A 23,697-nucleotide genomic window follows, 5' to 3' on the forward strand; every position below is an offset into this window, starting at 1 on the left:
ACATGCCGGACAAGCCCCAGATCTGGTTCCTCACCGGCAGCCAGCACCTCTACGGCCCCGAGACGCTCGACCAGGTCGCGGCCCAGTCCCAGCAGATCCAGCGGATGCTCTCGGACTCCGGTCGGATCAGCGCGGAGATCGTGTGGAAGCCGGTCCTGACCGACTCCGGCGCGATCCGGGCGGTCATGCAGGAGGCGAACAACGACCCGTCCTGCGTCGGTGTGATCGCGTGGATGCACACCTTCTCCCCGGCGAAGATGTGGATCACCGGTCTGGACCTGCTGCGCAAGCCGTTGCTGCACCTGCACACGCAGCTCAACGAGGCGTTGCCGTGGTCCACGATCGACATGGACTTCATGAACCTCAACCAGGCCGCGCACGGTGACCGCGAGTTCGCCTACGTGCAGACCAGGATCGGGGTGGCGCGCAAGACCGTCGCGGGCCACGCGAGCGATCCCGTGGTGGCCGAGCGGATCGACGGCTGGGCACGCGCGGCGGCCGGTGTGGCGCACCTGCGCGGGCTGCGGCTCGCCCGGTTCGGCGACAACATGCGCGACGTCGCGGTGACCGAGGGCGACAAGGTCGAGGCGGAGCTGCGGTTCGGCGTCTCCGTCAACACCTACGGCGTCAACGACCTCGTCGCCGTCGTCGACGAGGTGCCCGACGCCGGCATCGACCTGCTCGTCGCCGACTACGCCGAGGCCTACCGCCTCAGCCCGGAGCTGGCACGCGGGGGAGAGCGGCACGAGTCGCTGCGCTACGCCGCCCGCATCGAGATCGGCCTGCGGTCCTTCCTGGACGACGGAGGGTTCGGCGCGTTCACGACGAACTTCCAGGACCTGGGCGGGTTGCGGCAGCTGCCGGGGCTCGCCGTGCAGCGGCTGATGGCCGACGGCTACGGCTTCGGCGGCGAGGGCGACTGGAAGACCTCCGCGCTGCTCGCGGCGGTGAAGGCGATGGGCACCGGCACGGGCCGCGGCACGTCGTTCATGGAGGACTACACCTACCACTTCGGGCCCGGCGAGCCGAAGATCCTCGGCGCGCACATGCTGGAGGTCTGCCCGACGATCGCCGCCTCCCAGCCGTCCTGCGAGATCCACCCGCTCGGCATCGGCGACCGCGAGGACCCGGTGCGGCTGGTGTTCGACGCCGCGTCCGGACCCGCCGTCGTGGTCGGGCTCGCCGACATGGGCGACCGGTTCCGCCTGGTCGCCAACGAGGTCACGGTCGTCCCGCCGGACGAGCCGCTGCCGAAGCTGCCGGTCGCGCGGGCCGTGTGGAAGCCGGAGCCGTCGCTCTCGACGTCCGCGGAGTGCTGGCTCACGGCGGGCGGCCCGCACCACACGGTGATGACGCAGGCCGTCGGGGCCGAGGTGCTGCGCGACTTCGCGCAGATGGCCGCCACGGAGCTGGTGCTGATCGACTCCGCGACGACCCCCGCGTCGTTCGCCGACCGGTTGCGCTGGAACGCCGCCTACCACCGCCTGGCGGCCGGGATCAACTGACGGGCGTGGAACTCGGCTATCTGCCGCCACGTCGCGACGGGGTTGGAGTACATCGGGAGATGTCCGCTGTGCGGGATCTCCGCGAGCTCCACCCCGTTCGCGTCGAGCAGCGGCAGGTAGGAGAGCCCGGCGTACTGCTCGCCGTAGACGAACAGCCGCGGGCACGGCAGTGACAGGAACTTCGGCAGCAGGTCGCCGTGGTCGGCGAGCTCGACCATCGAGCGGAACAGCGTGGCCACGGCACCGCGCCGCACCTTGTTCGGCAGGTTCGCCGCGAACAGGCCGCCGCCGTAGCAGAGCGAGTCGCGGCAGCTCTCGGCGAGCCGGAACAGGTAGCCGCCGGGATCGCGGTGCGTCAGCGCCTCCCGGCTGAGCACGCAGTCCTCCGGCGCGAGGATGCCCTTGATGTTCACGAAGCTCAGCACGCGGCCCGGTTCCTGGTGCGCGAGCAGCAACGCCGTCAGCGCGCCGCTCGAGTGCCCGACGACGTGGAACCGGCCGATGCCCGCGCGGTCGAGCACCGTGCGGGCGGTGTCGGCGAGGAACGGCAGGTCGACCTCACCGAGGTCGGCGCACTCCGTCGCGCCGCAACCCGGTGCGTCGTAGGCGAGGAACGGGCGTCCGGCGAAGTCGTGCCGCTGGTGGACGTCGAGGTAGTCCTCCTTGCTCGTGCCGAACCCGTGCAGGAAGACCACCGGGGCGTCGGTGCCTCCCCGGCGCACCGACGCGACCTTGACGTTGACCCCGCGGACGCGCAGCGGGATCTGTTCGTGGACGACTCTGTCTGCCGACGGCATGGCTGTTCCCCGGATTCTTCGCAGGTGCGGACTGCGGCGGAATGAAGCGAGAGCATGCCATCGGCTGTGAACGCTCACAAGTAGTTGAACCCTTTACCTTCCGGGTCCGTATCCCGTGGTGCCGGCAGCAACGTCCCCTACTCGTGAGGTTCGAAGATGTCGAGAGCGCATGCACGACCGCAACGGAGCAAGCGGGTCATCGTCGCCGGGGTCGCCGTCGCGGCGACCCTGACCGCCGTGACGGCCGCCGTCGCCTTCGCCGGCGGGGAGACCGCGACCGGCTCCATCGCGTGCCCGCGAGCCGTCGTACCGGCGGTGCCCGCCGCGGCGCAGGCCGAGGTGCAGCGGGAGCTCGCCAACCTCGACAAGCAGATCGCCGAGGCCGACGAGCGGCTCCGCACCTCGGCCGGCGAGGGCGGGCCCGACTTCGTGCAGAATGCGATCCTGGGCCCGCTGGCGAGCAAGCGGGTCGCGGCGCTGAACCGCATCGAGACCGCCATCGGCCGGGTCGCCGCGAAGCCGGAGGGGCTGGAGCGGTTCGCGACCTGCGGCCTCGGCCAGGCGCCGGCCGTGTCCGCGCCGCCGGCCACGTCGCGGACGTCCCCCGCGGGCTCCACCGGGTCGGCCGCACCGGCCGCCGCCGGGACCATCGAGTGCCCGTCGCCCGTGGTGGGGAACGTTCCCGCGGCGGCGCGGGCGGAGGTCGACCGCGAGCTCGCCAACCTGGGCAAGCAACTGGCGGAGGCCAACGAGCGGCTCCGCACGTCCGCGGGTCAGGGCGGGCCGAACTTCGTGCAGAACGCGATCCTGGGCCCGCTGGCGAGCAAGCGCGCCGCCGCGCTGGACCGGATCACCATCGCCATCGGCCGTGTGGACGCGCGGCCTCAGGGGCTGGAGCGCTTCGCCACCTGCTCGCTCGAATAACTCTCCTCGGGGTTCGAGCGGCAGGCCCGTCTCCTCGGGAGCGAGCGTTCCGAGAGGTCCTGCCGGTGGCCGCGCCTCCACCGGCAGGACCTTGACGCACCAGGAGGTTCTCGATAGATGTTAGCGTGAACATCGCGCGTTCAACGGAGAACCGATGACCAGACTTCTAGCTCTGCTCGCCGTTTCGGCGCTCACGCTCTCCACAGCGGCGCCCGCTGTCGCCGCCGTCGAGCAGGTGTCGGTGCGACCGGATCCGACCTACCAGCAGGAGCCGTTCCAGGGCTGGGGCACGAGCCTGGTGTGGTTCGCCAACGCCACCGGCGGCTACCCGGACGAGATCCGCGACCACCTCGCGGAGCTGCTGTTCGGCGAGGACGGCCTCAACCTGAACATCGCCCGCTACAACGTCGGCGGCGGCAACGCGCCGGACGTGCCGGGCTACCTGAGGGCGGGTGCGGCGGTCCCCGGCTGGTGGAAGGCGCCGGAGGGGACGACCCGCGGGGACACCGACTGGTGGAAGCCCGGCGACCCGCGCTTCTTCGACACGGCGGCCGATCCGCGCCAGCGGTGGTGGGTCGACCGGATCAAGCGGGACGTGACCCGCTGGGAGTCGTTCAGCAACTCGCCACCGTGGTTCCAGACCGTGAGCGGGTACGTGTCCGGCGGCTTCGACCCGAACGCGGACCAGCTGCGGGAGGACAGGACCGGTGACTTCGCCGCCTACCTCGCGCAGGCGACGGCCGAGCTGGAACGGGCGCACGGCATCAGGTTCGCGACGGTCGACCCGTTCAACGAGCCCAACACCTCCTACTGGCGCACGACCCTGGGACCGGACGGCAACCCGACGGGCGGCCGGCAGGAGGGCGCCCACATGGGTCCGGCGCTGCAGGCGAAGGTGGTGCCCGAGATGGCGGAGGCGTTGCGCGCCAACGGGCTCGGCGCCGTGGTCTCCGCGCCGGACGAGACCAACCCGGGGCTCTTCGCCGACGACTGGGCGGGCTACCCCGCCGCGGTGCGCGCGCAGGTCGGCCAGTTGAACGTGCACACCTACGGCACCGGACGCCGCACCTCGGCCCGCGACATCGCCAAGGGAGCGGGCAAACCGCTGTGGATGAGCGAGGTCGACGGGCACTGGGGCTCCGGGCAGAGCTTCACGAGCATGGACCCCGGCCTCGGCATGGCCGAGCGGGTGATCGACGACCTGCGCGAGCTGGAACCGCGCGCCTGGCTGCTCTGGCAGGCGGTCGAGGACTACAACAACATGAAGCCCGGCGCCGAGTCGCCGAACGGCATGAACTGGGGCGTCGTCCAGATCCCCTTCGACTGCGGGCCGCGGGACACGCTCGCCACGTGCCCGGCGCGCGTCAACACGAAGTTCCACACCCTGCGCAACTTCACCCACTTCGTGAAGCCGGGTGACCGGCTGGTGAAGGTGAACACCACGACCGACGTGGCGGCGGTGCGCGACACCGAGCTGAAGACCGTGGTGCACCTGAACAAGGCAGACCAGGCGCAGTCCGTGACGCTGGACCTGTCGGCGTTCGCGTCCGTGCGGCAGAACGCGTCCGTCCGGCCGGTCGTGACGGATCAGCACGGCGCGTTGGTGAAGGGCGCCTCCGTGCGCGTGCAGGACCGCAAGGCGACGCTCTCCGTGCCCGCCAGGTCGGTCACGACGTTCGAGGTGAGCGGGGTCGGCGGCGTGAACCGCGCGGCCGCGCTCGGCGGGGAGTACCGGCTCACCGGCGTGCAGAGCGGCAAGTCCCTTGCGCCGTCGGGCACCTCGCTCGTCCAGCGCACCACGGACCTCGCCGCGGCCGACCAGGTGTGGCGGGTGGAGCGGCGGTCGGGTGGTTACGACCACCGCGCCCAGTTCTCCATCACCAACTCCGCCACCGGGCAGCGCGTCGCAGCCGAAGGGGGCGGCGTCGTGCTGGGCGTCGCGGACGGCCCTGCCGCGCGGTGGGTGCTGTCCTCGACCGGGGACGGCACGTGGACGTTCGTGAACGCGGTGACGGGTAGTCTGCTCGACGTCATCGGCGAGTCGCGTGAGGACGGTGCCAGAATTGGTCTGTACCAAGCGACTTCGGGCGCGAACCAGCGCTGGTCGGTCGTTGCGCGCGGCTAGCGGACTCGTGGCGGCCCTGGTGCTGTTCGCCGGGGCCTGCACCGCGGAGCCACCGGCGCCGGCGCCACCCGGGACGCGGACGCCGTTCAAGCCGCCCACGCTCATCAACGAGCAGGTGCGGTCGGAGCGCGTGCTGCACGTCGTGCGGGACGTGGTCGACGGCCGGACCGTCGAGCTGGCGGACGGCACGGAGGTGCGCATCGCGCAGCTGGCGGCACCGGCCGAGTGCTGGGCCGCGGGAGCGCTCACCTTCGCCAGGGCGAGGTTGCTGGCGGCCTCCGTCCGCATCAGTCCTGTGCTGTCGGGAGACGTGAACCTCGCGCTCGAGGACGGCACCGACTACGCCCTGCTGGCCGTGCGCCAGGGCGCCTTGCGGCCCGAGGGCGTCGACGGGGGAGCGCTGCTCACCGCCGAGTCCGAGGCGGCGGCCGCCGACCGGGGGTTGTGGGGACCGCCGTGCGACGGCCAAGCGGTCGCGCCTCCCGTCGTGACGACACCTGGCGCGACGACCACGACGACCACACCTCCTCCCACGACCACCGCGCCACGGCCGCCGGCCAGGACTTGCGCCGTGGCCTACCGCGTCGTCGGGCAGTGGCCCGGCGGGTTCCAGGCGACTGTGACCGTGCGCAACACCGGTACGGCGCCGGTCGACGGGTGGACGCTGCAGTGGGCGTTCGCCACCGGACAGGTCGTGGACGAAATGTGGAACGCGACGCCGCGTCAGTTCCGCGGACTGGTCAACGCGGTCAACGTCCACTACAACCCGAAGATCGCCCCGGGCGGTTCGGTGGAAATCGGGTTCAACGGCTCGGCCAGGGGTGACAACGCGGTTCCGAAGGCGTTCAGCCTGAACGGCGCCCCGTGTTCGGTGGAATGATCAGGCGCTGTCCCGGACGACGAGCCGGGACGGGTAGAACGTCGCCCTGGCACCGTCCCCGCGGTCGAGCACGGAGGTCGCCGCGGCCGTGGCGATCTCCTCGACCGGGTGCGTGCTGGTCGTGAGCGCCGGACGGCTGAGTCCGGCGAACGCGATGTCGTCGAACCCGGCGACCGCCACGTCGCCCGGCACCCGCACGCCGAGCGCGTGCAGTCCGTCGAGGACACCGAGCGCGGTGAGGTCGCTGAGCGCGAAGACCGCGTCGGTGTCGGGCCAGCGCCCCATGACCTCGATGGCGGCGTCGGCACCCCGCGCCGCCGTGAAGTCGCCTTGGACGACGCGCGGCTCGCCACCGGTCTCGCGCAGCACCTGCCGGTACGCCTCGACGGCGCGGTCGCAGCAGAGCAGCCACGACGGCCCGGTGACCATCGCGATCCGCTGCCTGCCGGTGCGCACCAGGTGCCGCACGACGCCGTCCGTGCCGGCGCGGTTGTCGACGTCGAACGAGGGCACGTCGCGGGTACCGCCCCCGACCGCCGCGACCCGGCCGCGCAGCCGGCGCGGCACGGTCTCGAGCGCGGGCCGCGTCGGGTTGACGACCACGAGCCCGCCGAGCCCGCGCCCGTCGGCGAGCCGGGCGAGTGAACCGGGGTCGTCGAGGGGCAGCCAGTGCAGGGACACGCCGACCTCGCGCTCGGCGGCGACGTGCGCCGCCGAGGTCAGCACACGGCCCACGTACGGGTCGTCGAGCACGGCGGCGGTGTGCCCGATGACGGCGATCGCGAGCCGCGTGCCGGTGCGCGTGACCAGTGCGCGGGCGGAGGCGTCCGGCACGTATCGCAGCGCCGTCACCGCCGCGGTGACCCTGTCCCGAGCCCGCGGTGAGGCGGGGCCCTGCCCGGTGATGACACGGGAGGCGGTCGCCCGGGACACGCCTGCGGCCCGTGCCACGTCGTCCAGCGTCGCGGTGCGTTCTGCCGTCATACCGGCAGTATTGCTGTGGAAGCGCTTCCATGTGTGGGGTGAGCACTTCGTGTATCGAGAAAGGGAGGGACCGGGATGTCGGTCACGGTGCCACGCAGCCAGGTCCGAGCAGCCGCGGCGGGCGTGGCGGTCACCTTCGGGTTGAACGGCGTGGCGGTGGCGACCTGGTTCGCCCGCGTCCCCGCCGCCCGCGACGCGCTGGGCCTCACGCCCGGCGCACTGGGCCTGCTGCTCCTGTCGATGTCCGTGGGAGCCTGCCTGGCGATGCTCACCGCGGGCGAGGTCACCCACCGCCTCCGCCCGCGCCGCACGGTGGCGGTCTCCGCCGTGACCGTCGCCGTGGGCCTCGCGGTGGCAGGCGTCGGCATCGGCGCGCACCCGTCCGCCGTGCTGACCGCCATCGGCATCTTCACGCTCGGCTACGGCTCGGGCCTGTGCGACGTCGCGATGAACGTCGAGGCCGCCGAGGTGGAACGCGCGCTCGGCAAGACGGTCATGCCCCGCTTCCACGCGATGTGGAGCCTCGGCACCGTCGTCGCCGCGGGCCTGGCCTCCTTCGCCGCCTGGGCCGTCCTGCCCGTGACGGCCCACTTGGCCGTGGTGGCCTTCATCGTCGCCGCAGGCACCCTCGTGGCGTCGCGCACCTACCGGCTGGCGGTCGAGGCCGAGCACGGCGGCGGCAGCGGGGTCATGGCCGCGTGGCGCGAACCCCGCACCTTGCTCATCGGGCTCCTCGTGCTGGTGCTGGCGTTCACCGAGGGCACCGCGAACGACTGGGTGGCGGTCGCGTTCATCGACGGCTACGCGCTCGACCCGGCGCTGGGCGCCGTGGTGTTCGGCGTGTTCGTCACGACGATGACGTTCGGCCGGATCTTCGGCACGATCGCGCTGGACCGCTGGGGACGGGTGCCGGCGATCGTCGTGTCGATGCTGCTGGCGGCCTCCGGGGTGGCTCTGGCGGTGTTCGCCGGATCCGTGTGGCTCGCGGTCGCCGGGGTGGCCGTCTGGGGACTGGGGACCGCCCTCGGGTTCCCCGTCGGGATGAGTGCGGCGGCGGATGACCCCGAGCGGGCCGCCGCCCGGGTCAGCGTGGTCGCGGTGATCGGGTACACGGCGTTCCTGGCCGGGCCTCCGCTGGTCGGGTTGCTCGGGAACGGCGTGGGGGTGTTGAAGGCTCTGCTCATCGTGCCGTTGCTGTTGCTGCCCGCACTGGCGTTGGTGCCGATGTTGAGGCCGGTCGAGAGCTGAGCACCGCGCAGCCGCACCACCGCTCCTGCCGTCCGTGAGCCACGGGTCCTCCCGTTGCTCACGGACGGTCTTGTTCAGTGGCGCTGGGACGAGCTGGACATCGGTTCACGAGCATGAATTGATCACTCGCTGATCCACCTCACCGCGCATTCGACCGCGTTCGATTCGAACAACCGTCGAACGCGGTGGCGAATTGTCGAATGAATTCACTTCGTTGACGCACGCCGGACGCATTCGTAATACTCGTTTCACGATCGTGGACGCTGTTCAAGAATGTGAATCCTTTGCGAAGGGTATTCCGTCATGCGGCTTTTCGTTGGCGCGCTGGCCGTGGCCTGCGCGTGCACCGGGGTGGTGAGCGTTCCCGCGCACGCCGGCCACGACCCCGCCCGGCAGGTGCTGCCCGCGGGCGACGGCTGGGGATCGGCCGGCACGGGGACCACCGGCGGTGCGGCGGCGCCCAGGGGGAACGTGCACGAGGTGCGCACGCGGGCCGAGCTCGTCGCGGCGCTCGCGGCTCCGGCGCCGCGCATCGTCAAGGTCAGGGGTGTGATCGACGCGAACAGCGGCGACGACGGGAAGCCGTTGCGGTGTGAGGACTACGCGGCGGACGGGTACACGCTGGCCGGGTACCTCGCGGCCTACGACCCCGCCGTGTGGGGGTGGGAGCGCGAGCCCGAGGGGGTGCTGGAGGAGGCGCGGAAGGCTTCGGCGAAGAAGCAGGAAGCCGTCATCGCGCTCAACGTGCCGTCGGACACCACGATCATCGGTGTCGGCGGCGGGGCCGGGATCACGGGCGGGAGTCTGCGGATCCACAACGTGCGCAACGTGATCGTGCGCAACCTGACCTTCCGCGACACCCGCGACTGCTTCCCGCAGTGGGATCCCGCGGACAACAGCCCCGGGGCGCCTCCCGGCAACTGGAACTCGCTCTACGACTCGGTGTCGGTCCAGCGCTCCGAGAACGTGTGGGTGGACCACAGCACGTTCACCGACGAGCCGAACGTCGACAGCACCCAGCCGCTCCACTTCGGACGGCCCTACCAGGTGCACGACGGGCAGCTCGACATCACCAACGGCAGCGACCTGATCACCGTGTCGCGCAACGTCTTCGCCGAGCACGGCAAGACGATGCTGATCGGTTCGTCGAACTCGTCCACGGTCGACCCGGGCAAGCTCAGGGTCTCCGTGCACCACAACGTCTTCCGCAACGTGCTGGAGCGCGCGCCGCGGGTGCGGTTCGGGCAGGTGCACGTCTACAACAACCTCTACGAGGGCGCGCAGACCTACAGCTGGGGCGTCGGCGTCAAGTCGCAGATCGTCGCGCAGAACAACTTCGTCAAGGGCATCGCGCCGGAGAAGGTCGTCTACAACTGGGGCGGCACGGCGATCACCGACACCGGCAACCTCCTCGACGGCCGGCCGTTCAGCTTCGTGAACGCTCACAACGCCGCGTTCCCCGACAAGGCGCTCGGCACGGACGCGGGCTGGACGCCGACGCTGAACCGCGGCCTCGAACCCGCGCACCGCGTCAAGCACCTGAAGGCGGGCGCGCAGCCGGCGGGACGTCACCTCGTCGTCGGCAAGGGCTTCCCGTCCGTCCAGGCCGCGATCGACGCGGCGCCGGCCGGAGCCGTGATCACGGTGCCCGGGGGCGTGCACCGCGAGGTCGTCAAGATCCCGGCCGGCAAGCGGAACCTCACGCTGCGCGGTGCCACCGGCAACGCCGAGGACGTCGTGATCGACTACGACAACGCCAGCGGGACGAAGAAACCCGACGGCACGACGTACGGCACCACGGGCAGCGCGACGGCGACCATCGCCGCGGACGGGTTCACCGCGAAGGACATCACCTTCCGCAACTCGTTCGACCGCGCGAAGCACCCGGAGATCACGGCCACCCAGGCCGTGGCGGTCAAGGCCACCGGTGACCGGGTGCTGTTCGACCGCGTCCGGTTCGAGGGCCACCAGGACACCCTGTACGCGGACACGCCGTCCACGACGGCCCGGTCGCGCCAGTACTACCGGGACTGCGCGATCACCGGCGACGTCGACTTCCTCTTCGGGCGGGCGACGGCGGTCTTCGAACGGGCGACCATCACGGCGCTGAACCGGGGCCAGGACCCCAACGGGTACGTGACCGCGGCGAGCACCCGCAGGGACAACCCGCACGGCTTCCTGATCGTCAACTCGAAGATCCGCAGCGACGCCCCGGCCGGGACGTACTTCCTCGGCAGGCCGTGGCACCCCGGCGGTGACCCGGACGCGATCGCCCAGGTCGTCATCCGCGACACCGAGCTGCCGGCGGCGATCAAGGCCGGGCCGTGGACGGACATGTCCGGCTTCCCGTGGCGGGGCGCCAGGTTCGCGGAGTACCGCAACACCGGGCCCGGCGCGGGCACGAACGCCGACCGCCCCCAGCTCACCGACGAGCAGGCGCGGCAGCACACCAGGGCGGCCTACCTGAGCGGGTGGAACCCGGCGTGAGGACCCGCACCTGGGCGCCCTACGCCCTGATCGCCCCGACGCTCGTGCTGATGGCGGTCTTCCTGGTCTACCCGATCGCGAGCGTCGCCTGGTTCAGCCTGCGGCAGCACACCGTCACGCAGCCGTGGAAGAACGGCTTCATCGGCTTCGAGAACTTCCGGCGGATGCTGTTCGAGGACCCGCTGTTCTGGCAGAGCCTCGTCTTCAGCGCCAAGTGGGTCGTGGTCGAGGTCGGCCTGCAGCTGGTGCTGGGCCTGGTCCTCGCCCTGATCGTCAACGAGACGTTCGTGGGCAGGGCGCTGGCGCGAGCGCTGGTGTTCTCGCCGTGGGCGGTGTCGGGCGTGCTCACGACCGGCATCTGGATCCTGCTCTACAACCCGTCGACGGGCGTCTTCCAGCAGCTCGCGCAGTGGGGCATCGGTGATCCGGGCACGTCGGTGCTCGGCGACCCGGCGACCGTGTTCCCCGCGACCGTCGTCACCGAGCTGTGGCGCGGTGTGCCGTTCTTCGCGATCCTGCTGCTCGCCGACCTGCAGACCATCCCGAAAGACCTGTACGAGGCCGCGAGCGTCGACGGTGCCGGGAGGTGGCGCCGGTTCGTGAGCGTCACACTGCCGCACCTGCGCGACGCGATCGTGCTGTCCACGTTGCTCAGAGCGGTGTGGGAGTTCAACAACGTCGACCTCATCTACACGCTCACCGGTGGCGGCCCGGCGAACCAGACCACCACGCTACCGCTCTACGTGGCGCGCAAGGCCGTCGACTCGCACGACTTCGGCTACGGCTCGGCGCTCACCATGGCGGGCTTCGTGATCCTGCTGTTCTTCTCGATCCTCTACCTGAGGCTGTCCAAGTTCGGGAGCCGGGCATGACCCAGACGCTGATCCGCCCGGAAACGCCGGTCGTACCACCGCCGTCACCACCGAGGCGCAGGAGGCACCGCGACCCGAGCCGGTTCTTCCGGCTGCACCTGCCACTGGTGCTCTACCTGTTGTTCACGCTCATCCCGTTCTACTGGATGCTGGTGTTCGCGGTGCGGCCGGCGGGGGAGACCTCGCTCGTGCCGTGGCCGATCACGTTCGAGCACTTCGACACGGTGTGGAACGGCGTCGGCTTCGGGTTGTTCTTCCAGAACAGCCTGATCATCGGCGTCGGCACCCTCGTCACGGTCACGGTGTTCGCGCTGATGGGCGGCTACGCGCTGGCGCGGTTCAGGTTCCGGGGCCAGCGGGTGTTCCTGCTCGCGTTGCTGTGCACGCAGTTCATCCCCGGCGCGATGATGCTGATCCCGTTGTTCGTGATCTTCAAGTCCGCCGGGCTGCTCAACAGCCTGACGGGGCTCATCATCGCGGACACCGCGTTCCAGCTGCCGCTCGCGCTGATCCTGATGAGCGGGTTCGTGCGGAACGTGCCGGTGGAGCTGGAAGAAGCGGCCATGGTCGACGGTTGCACGAGGCTGCGGGCGTTCTTCGCGGTCACGCTGCCGCAGCTGCGCCCGGCGCTGGTGGCGGTCGGGTCGTTCGCGTTCATCGGTGCCTGGAACAACTTCCTGTTCGCGCTGATGTTCGCGAGCAAGCAGGACAAGTTCACGTTGCCGGTCGGGCTGAGCTACGCCCTCGGCGAGTTCAACACCGACTTCGGGGCGCTCGCGGCCGGCGGCGTCGTCGCCGCGGTGCCCGTCGTGCTGGTTTTCGCCGTGGTGCAGCGGTTCCTGGTGCAGGGACTGAGCGCCGGCGCGGTCAAGGGATGAGGGAGAGAAGCATGAGAAGACTGCTGCTCGCGCTGGCGCTCGTGCTGAGCGCCTGCTCCGCGGGAGGGGACGGACCCACGACGATCACGTTCTGGGACAACAACGGCGGCCCCGGCCGCACGCCGATCTACCAGGAGCTGATCAAGAGGTTCGAGGCCGCGAACCCGGACGTCAAGGTCGAGTACGTCGGCATCCCCAGCTCGTCGGTGCAGCAGAAGTACGACACGGCCATCGCCGGCGGCTCCACCCCGGACGTCGGCGGTGTCACGACGTCCTACCTCGCGCACCTGGTCGGCCAGGACGCGCTCGAGCCGGCCGACGAGCGGATCGAGAACGGCCCGCTCAAGGGCAAGCTGCTGAACGGCCTGCTGGAGACCGTGCGGCAGACCGCGCCGGACGGCAAGCTCTACGCCGTCCCCGCGTCGGGCAACATGGACGTGATCTGGTACCGCTCCGACCGCTTCGAGGAGGCCAAGATCGCCGAGCCGTCCACCTGGGACGAGCTGGCGAACGCGGCCGTGCGGCTGACCAACCCGGCGGCCAACCAGTACGGCTTCACGATCCGCGGTGGCGCCGGCTCGGTCTTCCAGCTGCTGTCCGAGGCGTACTCCTACTCGGGCGTCGAGAAGTTCTACGAGGGCGGCAGGAGCACCGTCGCCGACCCGCGCAACGCCGAGCTCGTGCGGAAGGTGGCCGAGCTGTACAAGAAGGCCACGCCCGAGGCCGACGTGAACAACAACTACACCCAGATGGTCGCCCAGTTCACCGGCGGCACGGTGGCGATGATGCACCACAACCTCGGTTCCACCGCCGACGTCATGAAGGCCCTCGGCCCGGAGCGGGTCGCCGCCATGCCGCTGCCGAAGGGACCTTCGGGCAAGCGGACCGTCGTGCCGAACCCGACCGACGGCTTCGCGGTGTTCAAGGGCAGCCGGAACCCGGACGCGGCCTGGAAGTTCGTCGAGTTCCTGACCTCTGCCGAGAGCAACGGCTACTGGAACGAGAAGGTCGGCCAGATCCCCGCCAACACCGACGTCCGCGGCGCGGAGTGGATCCAGAAGAACGCGGCCGTGAAGATGGCGCTCGGTGTGCTGGAGGACCCGGCGACCGTGCTCGTGCCCGCACCGGTCTACCTGCCCGAGTACTCGTCGATCACCAAGACCGACACCGAGCCGCTGTACCAGAAGGTGCTGCTCGGGCAGATGTCCGCGCAGGAGTTCCTCGACCAGCTCGCGGCCAAGCTCACGACCGCCCAGCAGGACTGGGAGAAGCGCAAGTGATCGAACGGGTAGCGGTGCGCACGTTCACCACGACGGCGTGCACCTCGGTCGACGCGGAGGGCCACCGGCACCCGGCACCCGAGCACGAGATCACCGAGGCGCTGCTGGAGATCACCGACACCGACGGCGCCACCGGCTACTGCGCGGTGCAGCCCGACCAGGTCCGCCCGGCGGTGCTGGACAAGCACGTGCGGCCGGTGCTGCTGGGACAGGACCCGTGGGACCGCGAACGGCTCTGGCGGCTGCTCGCGAGGCGTCAGCGCGGCTCGCACGGCGGTTTCACCGACCGCGCGCTCGGGTTCGTCGACACGGCGCTGTGGGACCTGGTGGCGCGCAAGGCGGGACTGCCCGCGTGGAAGCTCGCCGGCGGCGCGCGTGACCGGATCCCGGCCTACGCCAGCACGATGTGCGGCGACACGGACGGCCTGGCGACGCCGGGGGACTACGCGGACTTCGCGAAGCACCTCGTGTCGGTGGGCTACCGGGCGATCAAGCTGCACACCTGGATGCCGCCGGTCCCCGGCGCGCCGAGCGTCTCGCGGGACGTCGAGGCGTGCCGGGCCGTGCGGGAGGCGGTCGGACCGGACGTCGCGCTGATGCTCGACGCGAGCCACTGGTACTCCCGCACGGAGGCGCTGCGGCTCGGCAGGGCGTTGCAGGAGCTCGACTACTACTGGTTCGAGGAACCGATGGAGGAGGCGTCGGTCAGCTCCTACCGGTGGCTCGCGGACCAGCTGGACATCCCGGTGATCGGCCCGGAGGTGGCGTGGGGCAAGCACCACACGCGCGCCGAGTGGATCAGCTCGGGGGCCTGCGACGTCCTGCGCGCGGGTCCGGCGGGAAGCGGCGGGATCACGCCGGTGCTCAAGACCGTGCACCTCGCCGAGGCGTTCAACGTCGACTGCGAGATCCACGGCAACGGGTCGGCCAGCCTGACCGTGCTCGGCGCGACCGATGCGGGACGGTGGTACGAACGGGGCCTGCTGCACCCGCACGTCGACTTCGACCGGGTTCCGCCGCACCGCGGCTCGATCGTCGACCCGCTGGACGGGAACGGGAACGTGACCTTTCCGGTTCGCCCGGGAATCGGGGACGACTGGAATTTCGAACACATCGGAGTTCACACTCTTGAAGAATGGTGAGAAAAGCCCCGGCGGAGCGCCGGGGCTTTTCCTCTACCGATAGGTGATGTCCGAGGACTTGAACAGGCAGTGGGTGCTGTCGGAACCGGTTCCGATTTTCTTCGGTTCGCCGCTCGTGACACCCTGGTACTTGTCGCAGACAGCGATCTTCCTGCTGCTGTCACCGACGACGGTGATCCGCGAGAACCGGGCGGTGTCGCCGTAGTTGGTGTTGATGCCGGCGAGGTTCTTGCCGGGGGAGAACGCCGTGACGTTCTCCATCACGACGTGCCGCTTGTGCTGGGTCTTGCAGTTGCCGCAGGACCGGTAGAGCTTGCCGAAGTCGTCCACCTGGAAGTTGCGGATGATCATCGTGCCCGGCCCGTTGTGCTGGAACACCTTGTCGGAGGCCTTGCGCGCGCCACCACCGCTGATGGTCATGGTCTGCGAGGACGACGTGCCCTTGAACGTGGCCGCGTCCTCGCCGACGTCCTCCCACCACACGTTGGTGAGCGTGCAGGTGCCGAGGCAGTGGACGCCGTCCGCGGCCGGCGCGCCGAGCACGACGTTCTTCAGCGTCGCGCCGTCGGCCAGCTGGAAGATCGGGTCCTGGCCCTCGTTCTGGCCGCCGGAACCGAGGTTGCCGGTGCCGTAGAACCGCTGCATGCCTCCGTCGTACGTGCCGGCCCCGACCTTGATGGTCGCGCCGACGGGCTTCGGTCCCGTCGGCGTCGGGAATGTGCTGCCCGCCGCCTGTGCCACAGGGGCGAGAAACGCGGCCAACGCCGTGGTCAGAACCGCTGTCAGAACTTTCTTCATGTGCGCTCCGCTTGCAGGGGGATGCGCGGCGGTAATTCAATCCTAGAGCGGGCCCCGGTCGAGTCAACCGATTTCGATTGTTCGAGTCGAATATCGTCGAATTGGTTGACCGTTGTCTTTGTGACTGGTTGTCTGGTTTGTACCGCCGCTCACGAATTGGGAGCGTGGAATGATTCCAAAGCGTGCAGCACTAGTTTCCGCCACCGCGCTGGTCCTCGGTGCGGTCTTCGTCCCCCAGGCGACCGCCGCCCCGTTCGGGCTGGTCGGCTGGGCCACCCAGGGAGGAGGCACGACGGGAGGCGGCAGCGCGTCGCCGATCACCGTCACCACGGCGTCGGCGTTCGTCGAGGCCGCGAAGTCGTCGAGCGCCGCGGTGATCCGGGTCTCCGGCACGATCTCGCTGCCGAGCATGACCAAGGTCGCCTCGAACAAGACCATCGAGGGCGTCGGCTCCAGCGCGGCGATCACCGGGCAGGGCCTCAACATCGCCAACGCCTCGAACGTGATCGTGCGCAACCTCAACTTCCGCAGCTGGGGTGACGACGCGATCAACGTGCAGTACTCCACCCGCGTGTGGATCGACCACAACACCTTCTCCAACGGCTACGACGGTGCGGTCGACGTCAAGCGGGCCTCGGACTACGTCACGGTGTCGTGGAACAAGTTCACGAGCCACAACAAGACGATGCTGCTGGGCCACAGCGACGGCAACGGCTCCGAGGACCGCGGCAAGCTCCGGGTGACCTACCACCACAACTGGTTCGACGGAACGCAGCAGCGCCACCCGCGCGTGCGGTTCGGCAACCCGGTGCACGTCTACAACAACTATTACGGCGGTGTGACCGATTACGGCGTCGCGTCGACCGTCGAGGGCGGTGTCCTCGTCGAGGGCAACTACTTCGAGAACACGAAGGACCCGTTCCACCGCGGTGAGGGCAGCTCGCCCGGTGGCTCGCTCGTGGCGCGCGACAACCACTTCGTCAACTCGGGAACGGGTGACCAGGGCGGCTCGGTCAAGAGCGTGCCCTACTCGTACCCGCTCGACAGTGCGAGCAGCGTGAAGAGCGTGGTCACGGCCGGGGCCGGAGCCGGCCGCGGCTGATGAGGGAAGGGGACGCCCCGTCTGGCCGAGGGCGTCCCCGCCTTCGTCTGGGACCGCTCCCAGGATTCCACTCGAAGAGAGCAGTAAGAGGAACCGGCGGACGTATCATCGTTACGCCGCAAGAACTATCCACGAGCACCGTTCGGTTCAACTTCCGTTGCAACGGCGGCCGGTTGGCTGATGTGGCCCACGTTACAGTGCCGTGAACTCTGGGAGCGCTCCCAGTTGTCGAGAGGGCGGCGGCATGACTCGGCGAACATTGGCGTTGACGGTTGCGGCGGTGGTGCTGGCCGGCGGGGTTCCCGCCGTCGCGGCACCGGCCGCGGTGGCCTGCACCGTCACCTACCAGATCACCAACGAGTGGAACACCGGATTCGGCGCGGCCGTGTCGATCCGGAACGACGGGGAGGCGCTGAACGGCTGGAACCTCACGTGGACGTTCCCCGACGGGCAACGCGTCACGCAGGGCTGGAGCGGAACCTTCACGCAGAACGGCGCTGCCGTGAGCGTGACCAACCCGCCCTGGTCCCCGACGCTGGCCGCGGGCGGCACCGCGCAGGTGGGCTTCAACGGCAGCAAGGGCTCGACCAACCGGCCACCGACGGACTTCGCCGTGAACGGCGTGTCCTGCACGGGACCGAACAAGGCGCCCTCCGTGGCGCTGACGGCGCCCACGAGCGGCAGCAGCTACACCCTGCCCGCGGAAATCCCGCTGGCGGCGACCGCGACGGACACCGACGGCACGGTGGCCAAGGTCGACTTCTACGCCGGCGACACCCTGGTCGCGACCGACACCAGCGCGCCGTTCAGCGGCACGTGGACGTCGGCGCCGGCCGGTGACCACAGCATCACCGCGCGGGCCACGGACAACCGCGGCGCCGTGACGACCTCCGCGCCGGCGGCGGTCAAGGTGCTGTCGGGACCGGCGGTCCTCGCGTCACCGAGCGCGGTCTCGGTCAAGCAGGGCCAGACGGCCACGTTCGACGTCTCGCTGGCCACGGCACCGAGCCAGCCCGTCACGGTCACGATCGCCCGCAGCGGCAGCACGGACCTGACGGCGACCCCGGCGACGCTCACGTTCACCGGCACCGCGAAGCAGACGGTGACGGTGACGTCGGCGAACAACGGCGGCGAGCTCGGCACGGCGACCTTCACGGCGTCGGCCACCGGCTACAGCCCGGCGAGCGTCACGGTCAAGGAGCTCGACCCGTCCACCTCGGACTTCAACAAGGCGTTCCTCGACCAGTACAACAAGATCAAGGACCCGGCGAGCGGCTACTTCCGCAAGTTCGGCGACCTGCTCGTGCCGTACCACTCGGTCGAGACGCTGATGGTGGAGGCACCCGACCACGGCCACCAGACGACGTCCGAGGCCTTCAGCTACTACCTGTGGCTGGAAGCGAGCTACGGCCGCGTCACGGGCGACTGGGCGCCGTTCAAGTCGGCCTTCGCGTCGATGGAGAAGTTCATCATCCCGGCGAAGGCGGACCAGCCGACCAACGACAAGTACGACCCGTCGAAGCCGGCGACCTACGCGCCCGAGCACCCGAGGATGGACCAGTACCCGTCGACGCTCGACGGCACCGTCCCGGTCGGCCAGGACCCGATCGCGGCGGAGCTCAAGACCGCGTACGGCAACTCGGACGTCTACGGCATGCACTGGCTGATCGACGTCGACAACACCTACGGCTTCGGCCGGTGCGGTGACGGCACGACGGCGCCCGCGTACATCAACACCTACCAGCGCGGCTCGTCGGAGTCGGTGTGGGAGACGATCCCGCAGCCCTCGTGCGACACGTTCAAGCACGGTGGCCCCAACGGGTTCCTGGACCTCTTCACCAAGGACTCGTCCTACGCCAAGCAGTGGAAGTACACCAACGCGCCGGACGCGGACGCCCGCGTGGTGCAGGTGGCGCTGCTCGCCCAGCAGTGGGCCACGGCGCAGGGCAAGGCCGGTGACATCTCCAGCGAGATCGGCAAGTCGGCCAAGATGGGCGACTACCTGCGGTACGCCATGTTCGACAAGTACTTCAAGCGCATCGGCAACTGCAACAGCCCGGCGTCGTGCCCCGGCGCGACCGGCAAGAACAGCGCGCACTACCTGATGTCCTGGTACTACGCGTGGGGTGGCGCGACCGACACGTCCGCCGGCTGGGCGTGGCGCATCGGTGACGGTGCTTCGCACCAGGGCTACCAGAACCCGTTGGCAGCGCACGCTCTCGCGAACGTGCCCGCGCTCAAGCCGTTGTCCGCCACCGGGCAGCAGGACTGGGCGACGTCGCTGAACCGGCAGCTCGAGATGCTGCAGTGGCTGCAGTCGGCCGACGGCGGTCTCGCCGGTGGCGTGACGAACAGCTGGGAGGGCCAGTACGCCTCGCCTCCCGCCGGCACGCCGACGTTCTACGGCATGTACTACGACGCCCACCCGGTGTGGCGCGACCCGCCGAGCAACCGGTGGTTCGGCTTCCAGGTGTGGGGCATCGAGCGCACGGCCGCGCTGTACCGGCTGACCGGTGACGCGCGCGCCAAGAAGATCCTCGACAAGTGGGTGCCGTGGGCGATCGCGAACACCACGACCGGCACGAACTTCCAGATCCCCGCGGACCTCGAGTGGTCGGGAGCGCCGGACACGTGGAACGCGACCAACCCCGGCTCGAACGCGAACCTGCGGGTGCGCGTGGTGAACCACAACCAGGACGTCGGCATCGCCGCGTCGTACGCGAAGGTGCTGCTGAACTACGCGGCGCGGTCGGGCAACGCCTCGGCCAAGACCACGGGTGAGGCGCTGCTGACCGGGCTGCTCGCGCACCAGGACAGCCTCGGCATCGCGACGCCGGAGACGCGCGCGGACTACAACCGGTTCGACGACGTCTACAACACCTCCACCGCCGAAGGCCCGTACGTGCCGAGCGGCTGGACCGGCCGGATGCCCAACGGCGACCAGATCGGGCAGGGCTCGTCGTTCCTGTCGATGCGGTCGATGTTCCGCAACGACCCGCAGTGGCCCAAGGTCCAGGCCTACCTGGACGGCGGACCGGCACCGACGTTCACCTACCACCGGTTCTGGGCCCAGGCGGAGATCGCGACCGCCTTCTCCCTGCACGCCGAGATCTACGGGTGAGGAGTACGCAGATGAGAAAACGCATAGCACTCCTGGCCGTGGCGGCCGCGGTCGGCGCCGTCCTGGTGCACACCGGTGGCACGGCCGTCGCGCACGGCTCGATGGTCTGGCCCGGCAGCCGCACCTACCTCTGCTACGAGGACGGCCGCGCGGGCGGCGGTGGCGGCGACCTGCAGCCCACCAACCCGGCGTGCGTCGCGGCGGTGGCCCAGGGCGGGAAGCAGCCGCTGTGGGACTGGTTCGGCAACCTGATCAGCAACGCCGGCGGACGCCACCGGGAGATCGTCCCCGACGGCAGCCTGTGCGGTCCCACCACGAAGTTCGCCGCCTACAACCTGCCGCGGGCCGACTGGCCCACCACGCAGGTCACGGCGAACAGCACCGTCACCTTCCGGTACAACGCCTGGGCACCGCACCCCGGCACGTGGGAGCAGTACGTCACCAAGGACGGCTTCGACGTCACGAAGCCGCTCAAGTGGTCGGACCTCGAGTCCGTGCCGTTCGACAAGGTGACGAACCCGCCGCTGGCGAACGGTGAGTACGCCTGGCAGGCCAGGCTGCCCAACAAGACCGGCCGCCACATCATCTACTCGCTGTGGCAGCGCTCGGACAGCCCCGAGGCGTTCTACAGCTGCTCGGACGTCGTCTTCGGCGGGGGTACCGGCACGCCGGACACCACCGCGCCGTCGGCACCGGGCACGCCCGTCGCCTCCGGCGTCACCGGCAGCTCGGTGAAGCTCGACTGGCCGGCGTCGACGGACGACGTCGGGGTGACCGGGTACCGCGTCTACAGCGGTGGCCAGGTGGTCGCGACCTCCGCCACGAACTCGGTGACGGTCACCGGGCTCAGCGCGGACACGTCGTACTCGTTCACCGTGGTCGCGACGGACTCGGCCGGCAACGCCTCGGCGGCCTCGTCGGGCGTCACGGTCAGGACGTCGGCGGGTGGCGGCGGTCCCACCGGTTCCTGCACGGTCGCCTACACGCGGCCGAGCACGTGGAGCGGCGGGTTCACGGCCAACGTGACGGTGACGAACACCGGCACCAGTGCGCTCAACGCCTGGGAGCTCGTGTGGGACTTCCCCGCGGGACAGCAGCTCTCGCAGGCGTGGTCGTCGACCGTGACCGTCGCGAACGGACGGGCCACAGCGAAGGGCGTGTCGTACAACGCGAACCTCGCGCCCGGTGGCACGGCGTCGTTCGGCTTCAACGCCACGACGGCGTCCACGCCGGCTGATCCGACGTCGTTCACGCTCAGCGGTTCTCCGTGCGCCATCCGGTGACGAGGGCGTTGATCGCCCTTCTGGTGGTGGGTTCGGTGACGTTCGCCCTCCTCGTAGGACGCGCCGAACCCACCCCCGACCTGAGCAGGGGCGTCGACGGCATCGCCGCCTGGCTGAACGAGCTGACCGACGAGTGCGCCACCGTCCGGCGGGGTGACGACTTCACGGACTTCGCCGGACCGGTGCGGTCGAAGGTCTACGCGCCGTTCGTCGCCGAATGGGGGACCTGCGCCAAGGAGCCGTACGGGCGGCTCGGGCTGCTGGTCCTGCGGCCTGGCTTGGACCAGGCCTGGCGGACGGCGCTCGCGAACGGCGAGGTCCGGGGCGACCCGGACCTCGCCTTCGGGGACGGCTTCGCGCTCACCGGCTCGATCGGGATGGAGTACCTCGGCCTGAAACGGCTCGAATGCACGCCCTCCGCGTGCTCCCTGGTCCAGATCCAACACCACTAGGAAGTCAGGAGATCAATGAAGCTCAACGGACAGAGGCGGTGGGCCGCGGCGGGTGTCGTGGTCGCCACCGCCGTGGCGACCTTCGGGGTGGCGATGAGCGCACCCGCGGGCGCCGCACCCGGCTGCCGCGTCGACTACAAGGCGAACAGCTGGGGCGGCGGAGGGTTCGGCGCCTCGGTGAAGATCACCAACCTCGGTGACGCCGTGTCGGGCGGCTGGACGCTCAAGTTCACCTTCCCGGGCAGCCAGCGCGTGGCCCAGGGGTGGAACGCGACCTGGTCGCAGTCCGGCGCCGACGTGACCGCGACGAGCCTGTCGTGGAACGGGAACCTCGGTACCGGTGCGTCCATCGACATCGGCTTCAACGGGTCCAACGCGGGCGCCAACGACGCCAACCCGTCGGCTTTCACGCTGAACGGCACGCTGTGCACCGGTGACACGGTGCCCACCACCACGACGACCACGACGACCACGACCACGACCACCTCGAACGGACCTGGCCCCGGCCCGGGCCGCGTCGACAACCCGTACGTGGGCGCGAAGCAGTACGTGAACCCGGACTGGGCGGCCAAGGCCGCCGCGGAGCCCGGCGGCAGCCGGATCGCGAACCAGCCCACCGGTGTGTGGATGGACCGCATCGCGGCGATCAACGGCACGGTCGACTCGCGCGGCCTGGTCGGACACCTGGACGAGGCGGTGCGCCAGGCGGCGGGCTCACCACTCGTCATCCAGGTGGTCATCTACAACCTGCCCGGTCGTGACTGCTCGGCCCTCGCCTCGAACGGTGAGCTCAAGCCGACGGAGATCGACAAGTACAAGACCGACTACATCGACCCGATCGCGGCGATCTTCGCCAGGCCCGAGTACGCGAGCCTGCGCATCGTCACGACGGTGGAGATCGACTCGCTGCCGAACCTGATCACCAACGTGTCGCCGCGGCCGACCGCTGTGCCGGCGTGCGACGTCATGAAGGCGAACGGCAACTACGTCACCGGTGTCGGCTACGCGCTCGCGAAGCTGGGTGCGGTTCCGAACGTCTACAACTACCTGGACATCGGCCACCACGGCTGGATCGGCTGGGACGACAACTTCGGCCCGACGGCCGAGCTGCTGTACCAGGCCGCGAACGCCTCCGGCAGCACGAAGGCGAACGTCCACGGCTTCATCGCCAACACCGCGAACTACGGCGCGCTGCGCGAGCCGTACTTCAAGATCGAGGACTCGGTGAACGGCACCTCGGTCCGCCAGTCGAAGTGGGTGGACTGGAACCGCTACGTCGACGAGCTGTCCTACGCGCAGGCGTTCCGGCAGCGCGCCGTGCTGGCGGGCTTCGACGCGAACGTCGGCATGCTGATCGACACCAGCCGCAACGGCTGGGGTGGCAGCGCCCGTCCGACGGGCCCCGGCCCGACGACGGGTGTGGACGCCTACGTCAACGGCGGCCGGCTCGACCGGCGCATCCACCTCGGCAACTGGTGCAACCAGTCGGGTGCCGGTCTGGGTGAGCGCCCGAAGGCGGCCCCGGAGCCCGGTATCGACGCCTACGTGTGGATGAAGCCCCCGGGCGAGTCCGACGGCGCGAGCGAGGAGATCCCGAACAACGAGGGCAAGGGCGCGGACAAGATGTGCGACCCGGCCTACACCGGCAACGTCCGCAACGGCAACAACCTGTCGGGCGCGCTGCCGAAGGCACCGTTGTCCGGCAAGTGGTTCTCCGCCCAGTTCCAGGAGCTCATGCGCAACGCCTACCCGGCGCTCTGAGCTGCGGGATGTGAGCGTGCCCATGCGGCCGGCGCCGGACCACGGTGTCGCGCCGCGT

General features: G+C 70.1%; 18 protein-coding genes. 15 read left to right on the forward strand and 3 right to left on the reverse strand.

Annotated features, from left to right (window positions below; all coding sequences use genetic code 11):
• Window positions 1–2 precede the first annotated feature (2 nt).
• On the forward strand, window positions 3–1,505 hold the full coding sequence (araA, locus tag V1227_RS02370; protein WP_329790779.1) for an L-arabinose isomerase: 1,503 nt from the start codon (window positions 3–5) through the stop codon (window positions 1,503–1,505).
• Here the strand turns inward: araA and V1227_RS02375 are convergent.
• On the reverse strand, window positions 1,475–2,302 hold the full coding sequence (locus V1227_RS02375; RefSeq protein ID WP_329790781.1) for an alpha/beta fold hydrolase: 828 nt from the start codon (window positions 2,300–2,302) through the stop codon (window positions 1,475–1,477). The genes araA and V1227_RS02375 overlap by 31 nt on opposite strands.
• A 156-nt stretch (window positions 2,303–2,458) precedes the next feature.
• Here V1227_RS02375 and V1227_RS02380 point away from each other — a divergent pair, with 156 nt between their 5' ends.
• From V1227_RS02380 to V1227_RS02390, 3 genes are all read left to right on the forward strand, one after another.
• Window positions 2,459–3,226 (forward strand): hypothetical protein, encoded by a 768-nt coding sequence (locus V1227_RS02380; RefSeq protein ID WP_329790783.1) that lies wholly within the window; start codon window positions 2,459–2,461, stop codon window positions 3,224–3,226.
• Between the two features lie 154 nt (window positions 3,227–3,380).
• On the forward strand, window positions 3,381–5,351 hold the full coding sequence (locus V1227_RS02385) for an RICIN domain-containing protein (RefSeq protein WP_329790785.1): 1,971 nt from the start codon (window positions 3,381–3,383) through the stop codon (window positions 5,349–5,351).
• Complete coding sequence (locus V1227_RS02390) at window positions 5,338–6,231, forward strand: cellulose binding domain-containing protein (protein WP_329790787.1); 894 nt, start codon at window positions 5,338–5,340, stop codon at window positions 6,229–6,231. The genes V1227_RS02385 and V1227_RS02390 overlap by 14 nt, the downstream gene beginning before the upstream one ends.
• Here the strand turns inward: V1227_RS02390 and V1227_RS02395 are convergent, their stop codons facing one another.
• Window positions 6,232–7,215, reverse strand: coding sequence for a LacI family DNA-binding transcriptional regulator (locus V1227_RS02395; protein WP_329790789.1), 984 nt, complete (start codon window positions 7,213–7,215; stop codon window positions 6,232–6,234).
• Window positions 7,216–7,290: 75 nt separating this feature from the next.
• Here V1227_RS02395 and V1227_RS02400 point away from each other — a divergent pair, with 75 nt between their 5' ends.
• From V1227_RS02400 to V1227_RS02425, 6 genes are all read left to right on the forward strand, one after another.
• Window positions 7,291–8,463 (forward strand): MFS transporter, encoded by a 1,173-nt coding sequence (locus V1227_RS02400; RefSeq protein ID WP_329790790.1) that lies wholly within the window; start codon window positions 7,291–7,293, stop codon window positions 8,461–8,463.
• Window positions 8,464–8,766: 303 nt separating this feature from the next.
• Complete coding sequence (locus tag V1227_RS02405) at window positions 8,767–10,950, forward strand: pectinesterase family protein (protein ID WP_329790792.1); 2,184 nt, start codon at window positions 8,767–8,769, stop codon at window positions 10,948–10,950.
• Window positions 10,947–11,822 (forward strand): carbohydrate ABC transporter permease, encoded by an 876-nt coding sequence (locus tag V1227_RS02410; RefSeq protein WP_329790794.1) that lies wholly within the window; start codon window positions 10,947–10,949, stop codon window positions 11,820–11,822. Before V1227_RS02405 ends, V1227_RS02410 begins: the two co-directional genes overlap by 4 nt.
• Window positions 11,819–12,700, forward strand: a complete 882-nt coding sequence (locus V1227_RS02415; RefSeq protein WP_329790796.1) for a carbohydrate ABC transporter permease — start codon at window positions 11,819–11,821, stop codon at window positions 12,698–12,700. The genes V1227_RS02410 and V1227_RS02415 overlap by 4 nt, the downstream gene beginning before the upstream one ends.
• 11 nt (window positions 12,701–12,711) lie before the next feature.
• Entirely contained in the window at window positions 12,712–13,980 is a 1,269-nt protein-coding gene (locus V1227_RS02420) for an ABC transporter substrate-binding protein (RefSeq protein ID WP_329790798.1), read from the forward strand.
• Window positions 13,977–15,122, forward strand: a complete 1,146-nt coding sequence (locus tag V1227_RS02425) for an enolase C-terminal domain-like protein (RefSeq protein ID WP_329790800.1) — start codon at window positions 13,977–13,979, stop codon at window positions 15,120–15,122. The genes V1227_RS02420 and V1227_RS02425 overlap by 4 nt, the downstream gene beginning before the upstream one ends.
• A 33-nt stretch (window positions 15,123–15,155) precedes the next feature.
• Here V1227_RS02425 and V1227_RS02430 read toward each other — a convergent pair whose 3' ends face one another.
• Window positions 15,156–15,920, reverse strand: a complete 765-nt coding sequence (locus tag V1227_RS02430; protein WP_329790802.1) for a pectate lyase — start codon at window positions 15,918–15,920, stop codon at window positions 15,156–15,158.
• Between the two features lie 169 nt (window positions 15,921–16,089).
• Between V1227_RS02430 and V1227_RS02435 the strand changes: the two genes are divergently transcribed.
• From V1227_RS02435 to V1227_RS02455, 5 genes are all read left to right on the forward strand, one after another.
• Complete coding sequence (locus V1227_RS02435; RefSeq protein WP_090096263.1) at window positions 16,090–17,022, forward strand: pectate lyase family protein; 933 nt, start codon at window positions 16,090–16,092, stop codon at window positions 17,020–17,022.
• A 244-nt stretch (window positions 17,023–17,266) separates the two neighbouring features.
• Complete coding sequence (locus tag V1227_RS02440; protein ID WP_329790804.1) at window positions 17,267–20,143, forward strand: glycoside hydrolase family 48 protein; 2,877 nt, start codon at window positions 17,267–17,269, stop codon at window positions 20,141–20,143.
• 11 nt (window positions 20,144–20,154) lie between these two features.
• Window positions 20,155–21,426, forward strand: a complete 1,272-nt coding sequence (locus V1227_RS02445) for a lytic polysaccharide monooxygenase (protein ID WP_329790806.1) — start codon at window positions 20,155–20,157, stop codon at window positions 21,424–21,426.
• A 35-nt stretch (window positions 21,427–21,461) separates the two neighbouring features.
• Window positions 21,462–21,878, forward strand: a complete 417-nt coding sequence (locus V1227_RS02450; protein ID WP_143022565.1) for a hypothetical protein — start codon at window positions 21,462–21,464, stop codon at window positions 21,876–21,878.
• Between the two features lie 15 nt (window positions 21,879–21,893).
• Window positions 21,894–23,639 carry a glycoside hydrolase family 6 protein gene (locus V1227_RS02455; RefSeq protein ID WP_329790808.1) on the forward strand — a complete coding sequence of 582 codons (1,746 nt, stop codon included), beginning with the start codon at window positions 21,894–21,896 and terminating at the stop codon, window positions 23,637–23,639.
• Window positions 23,640–23,697: the final 58 nt, after the last annotated feature.

Source organism: Lentzea sp. DG1S-22 (assembly GCF_036321065.1).
GTDB classification, from domain to species: Bacteria; Actinomycetota; Actinomycetes; order Mycobacteriales; family Pseudonocardiaceae; genus Lentzea; species Lentzea jiangxiensis.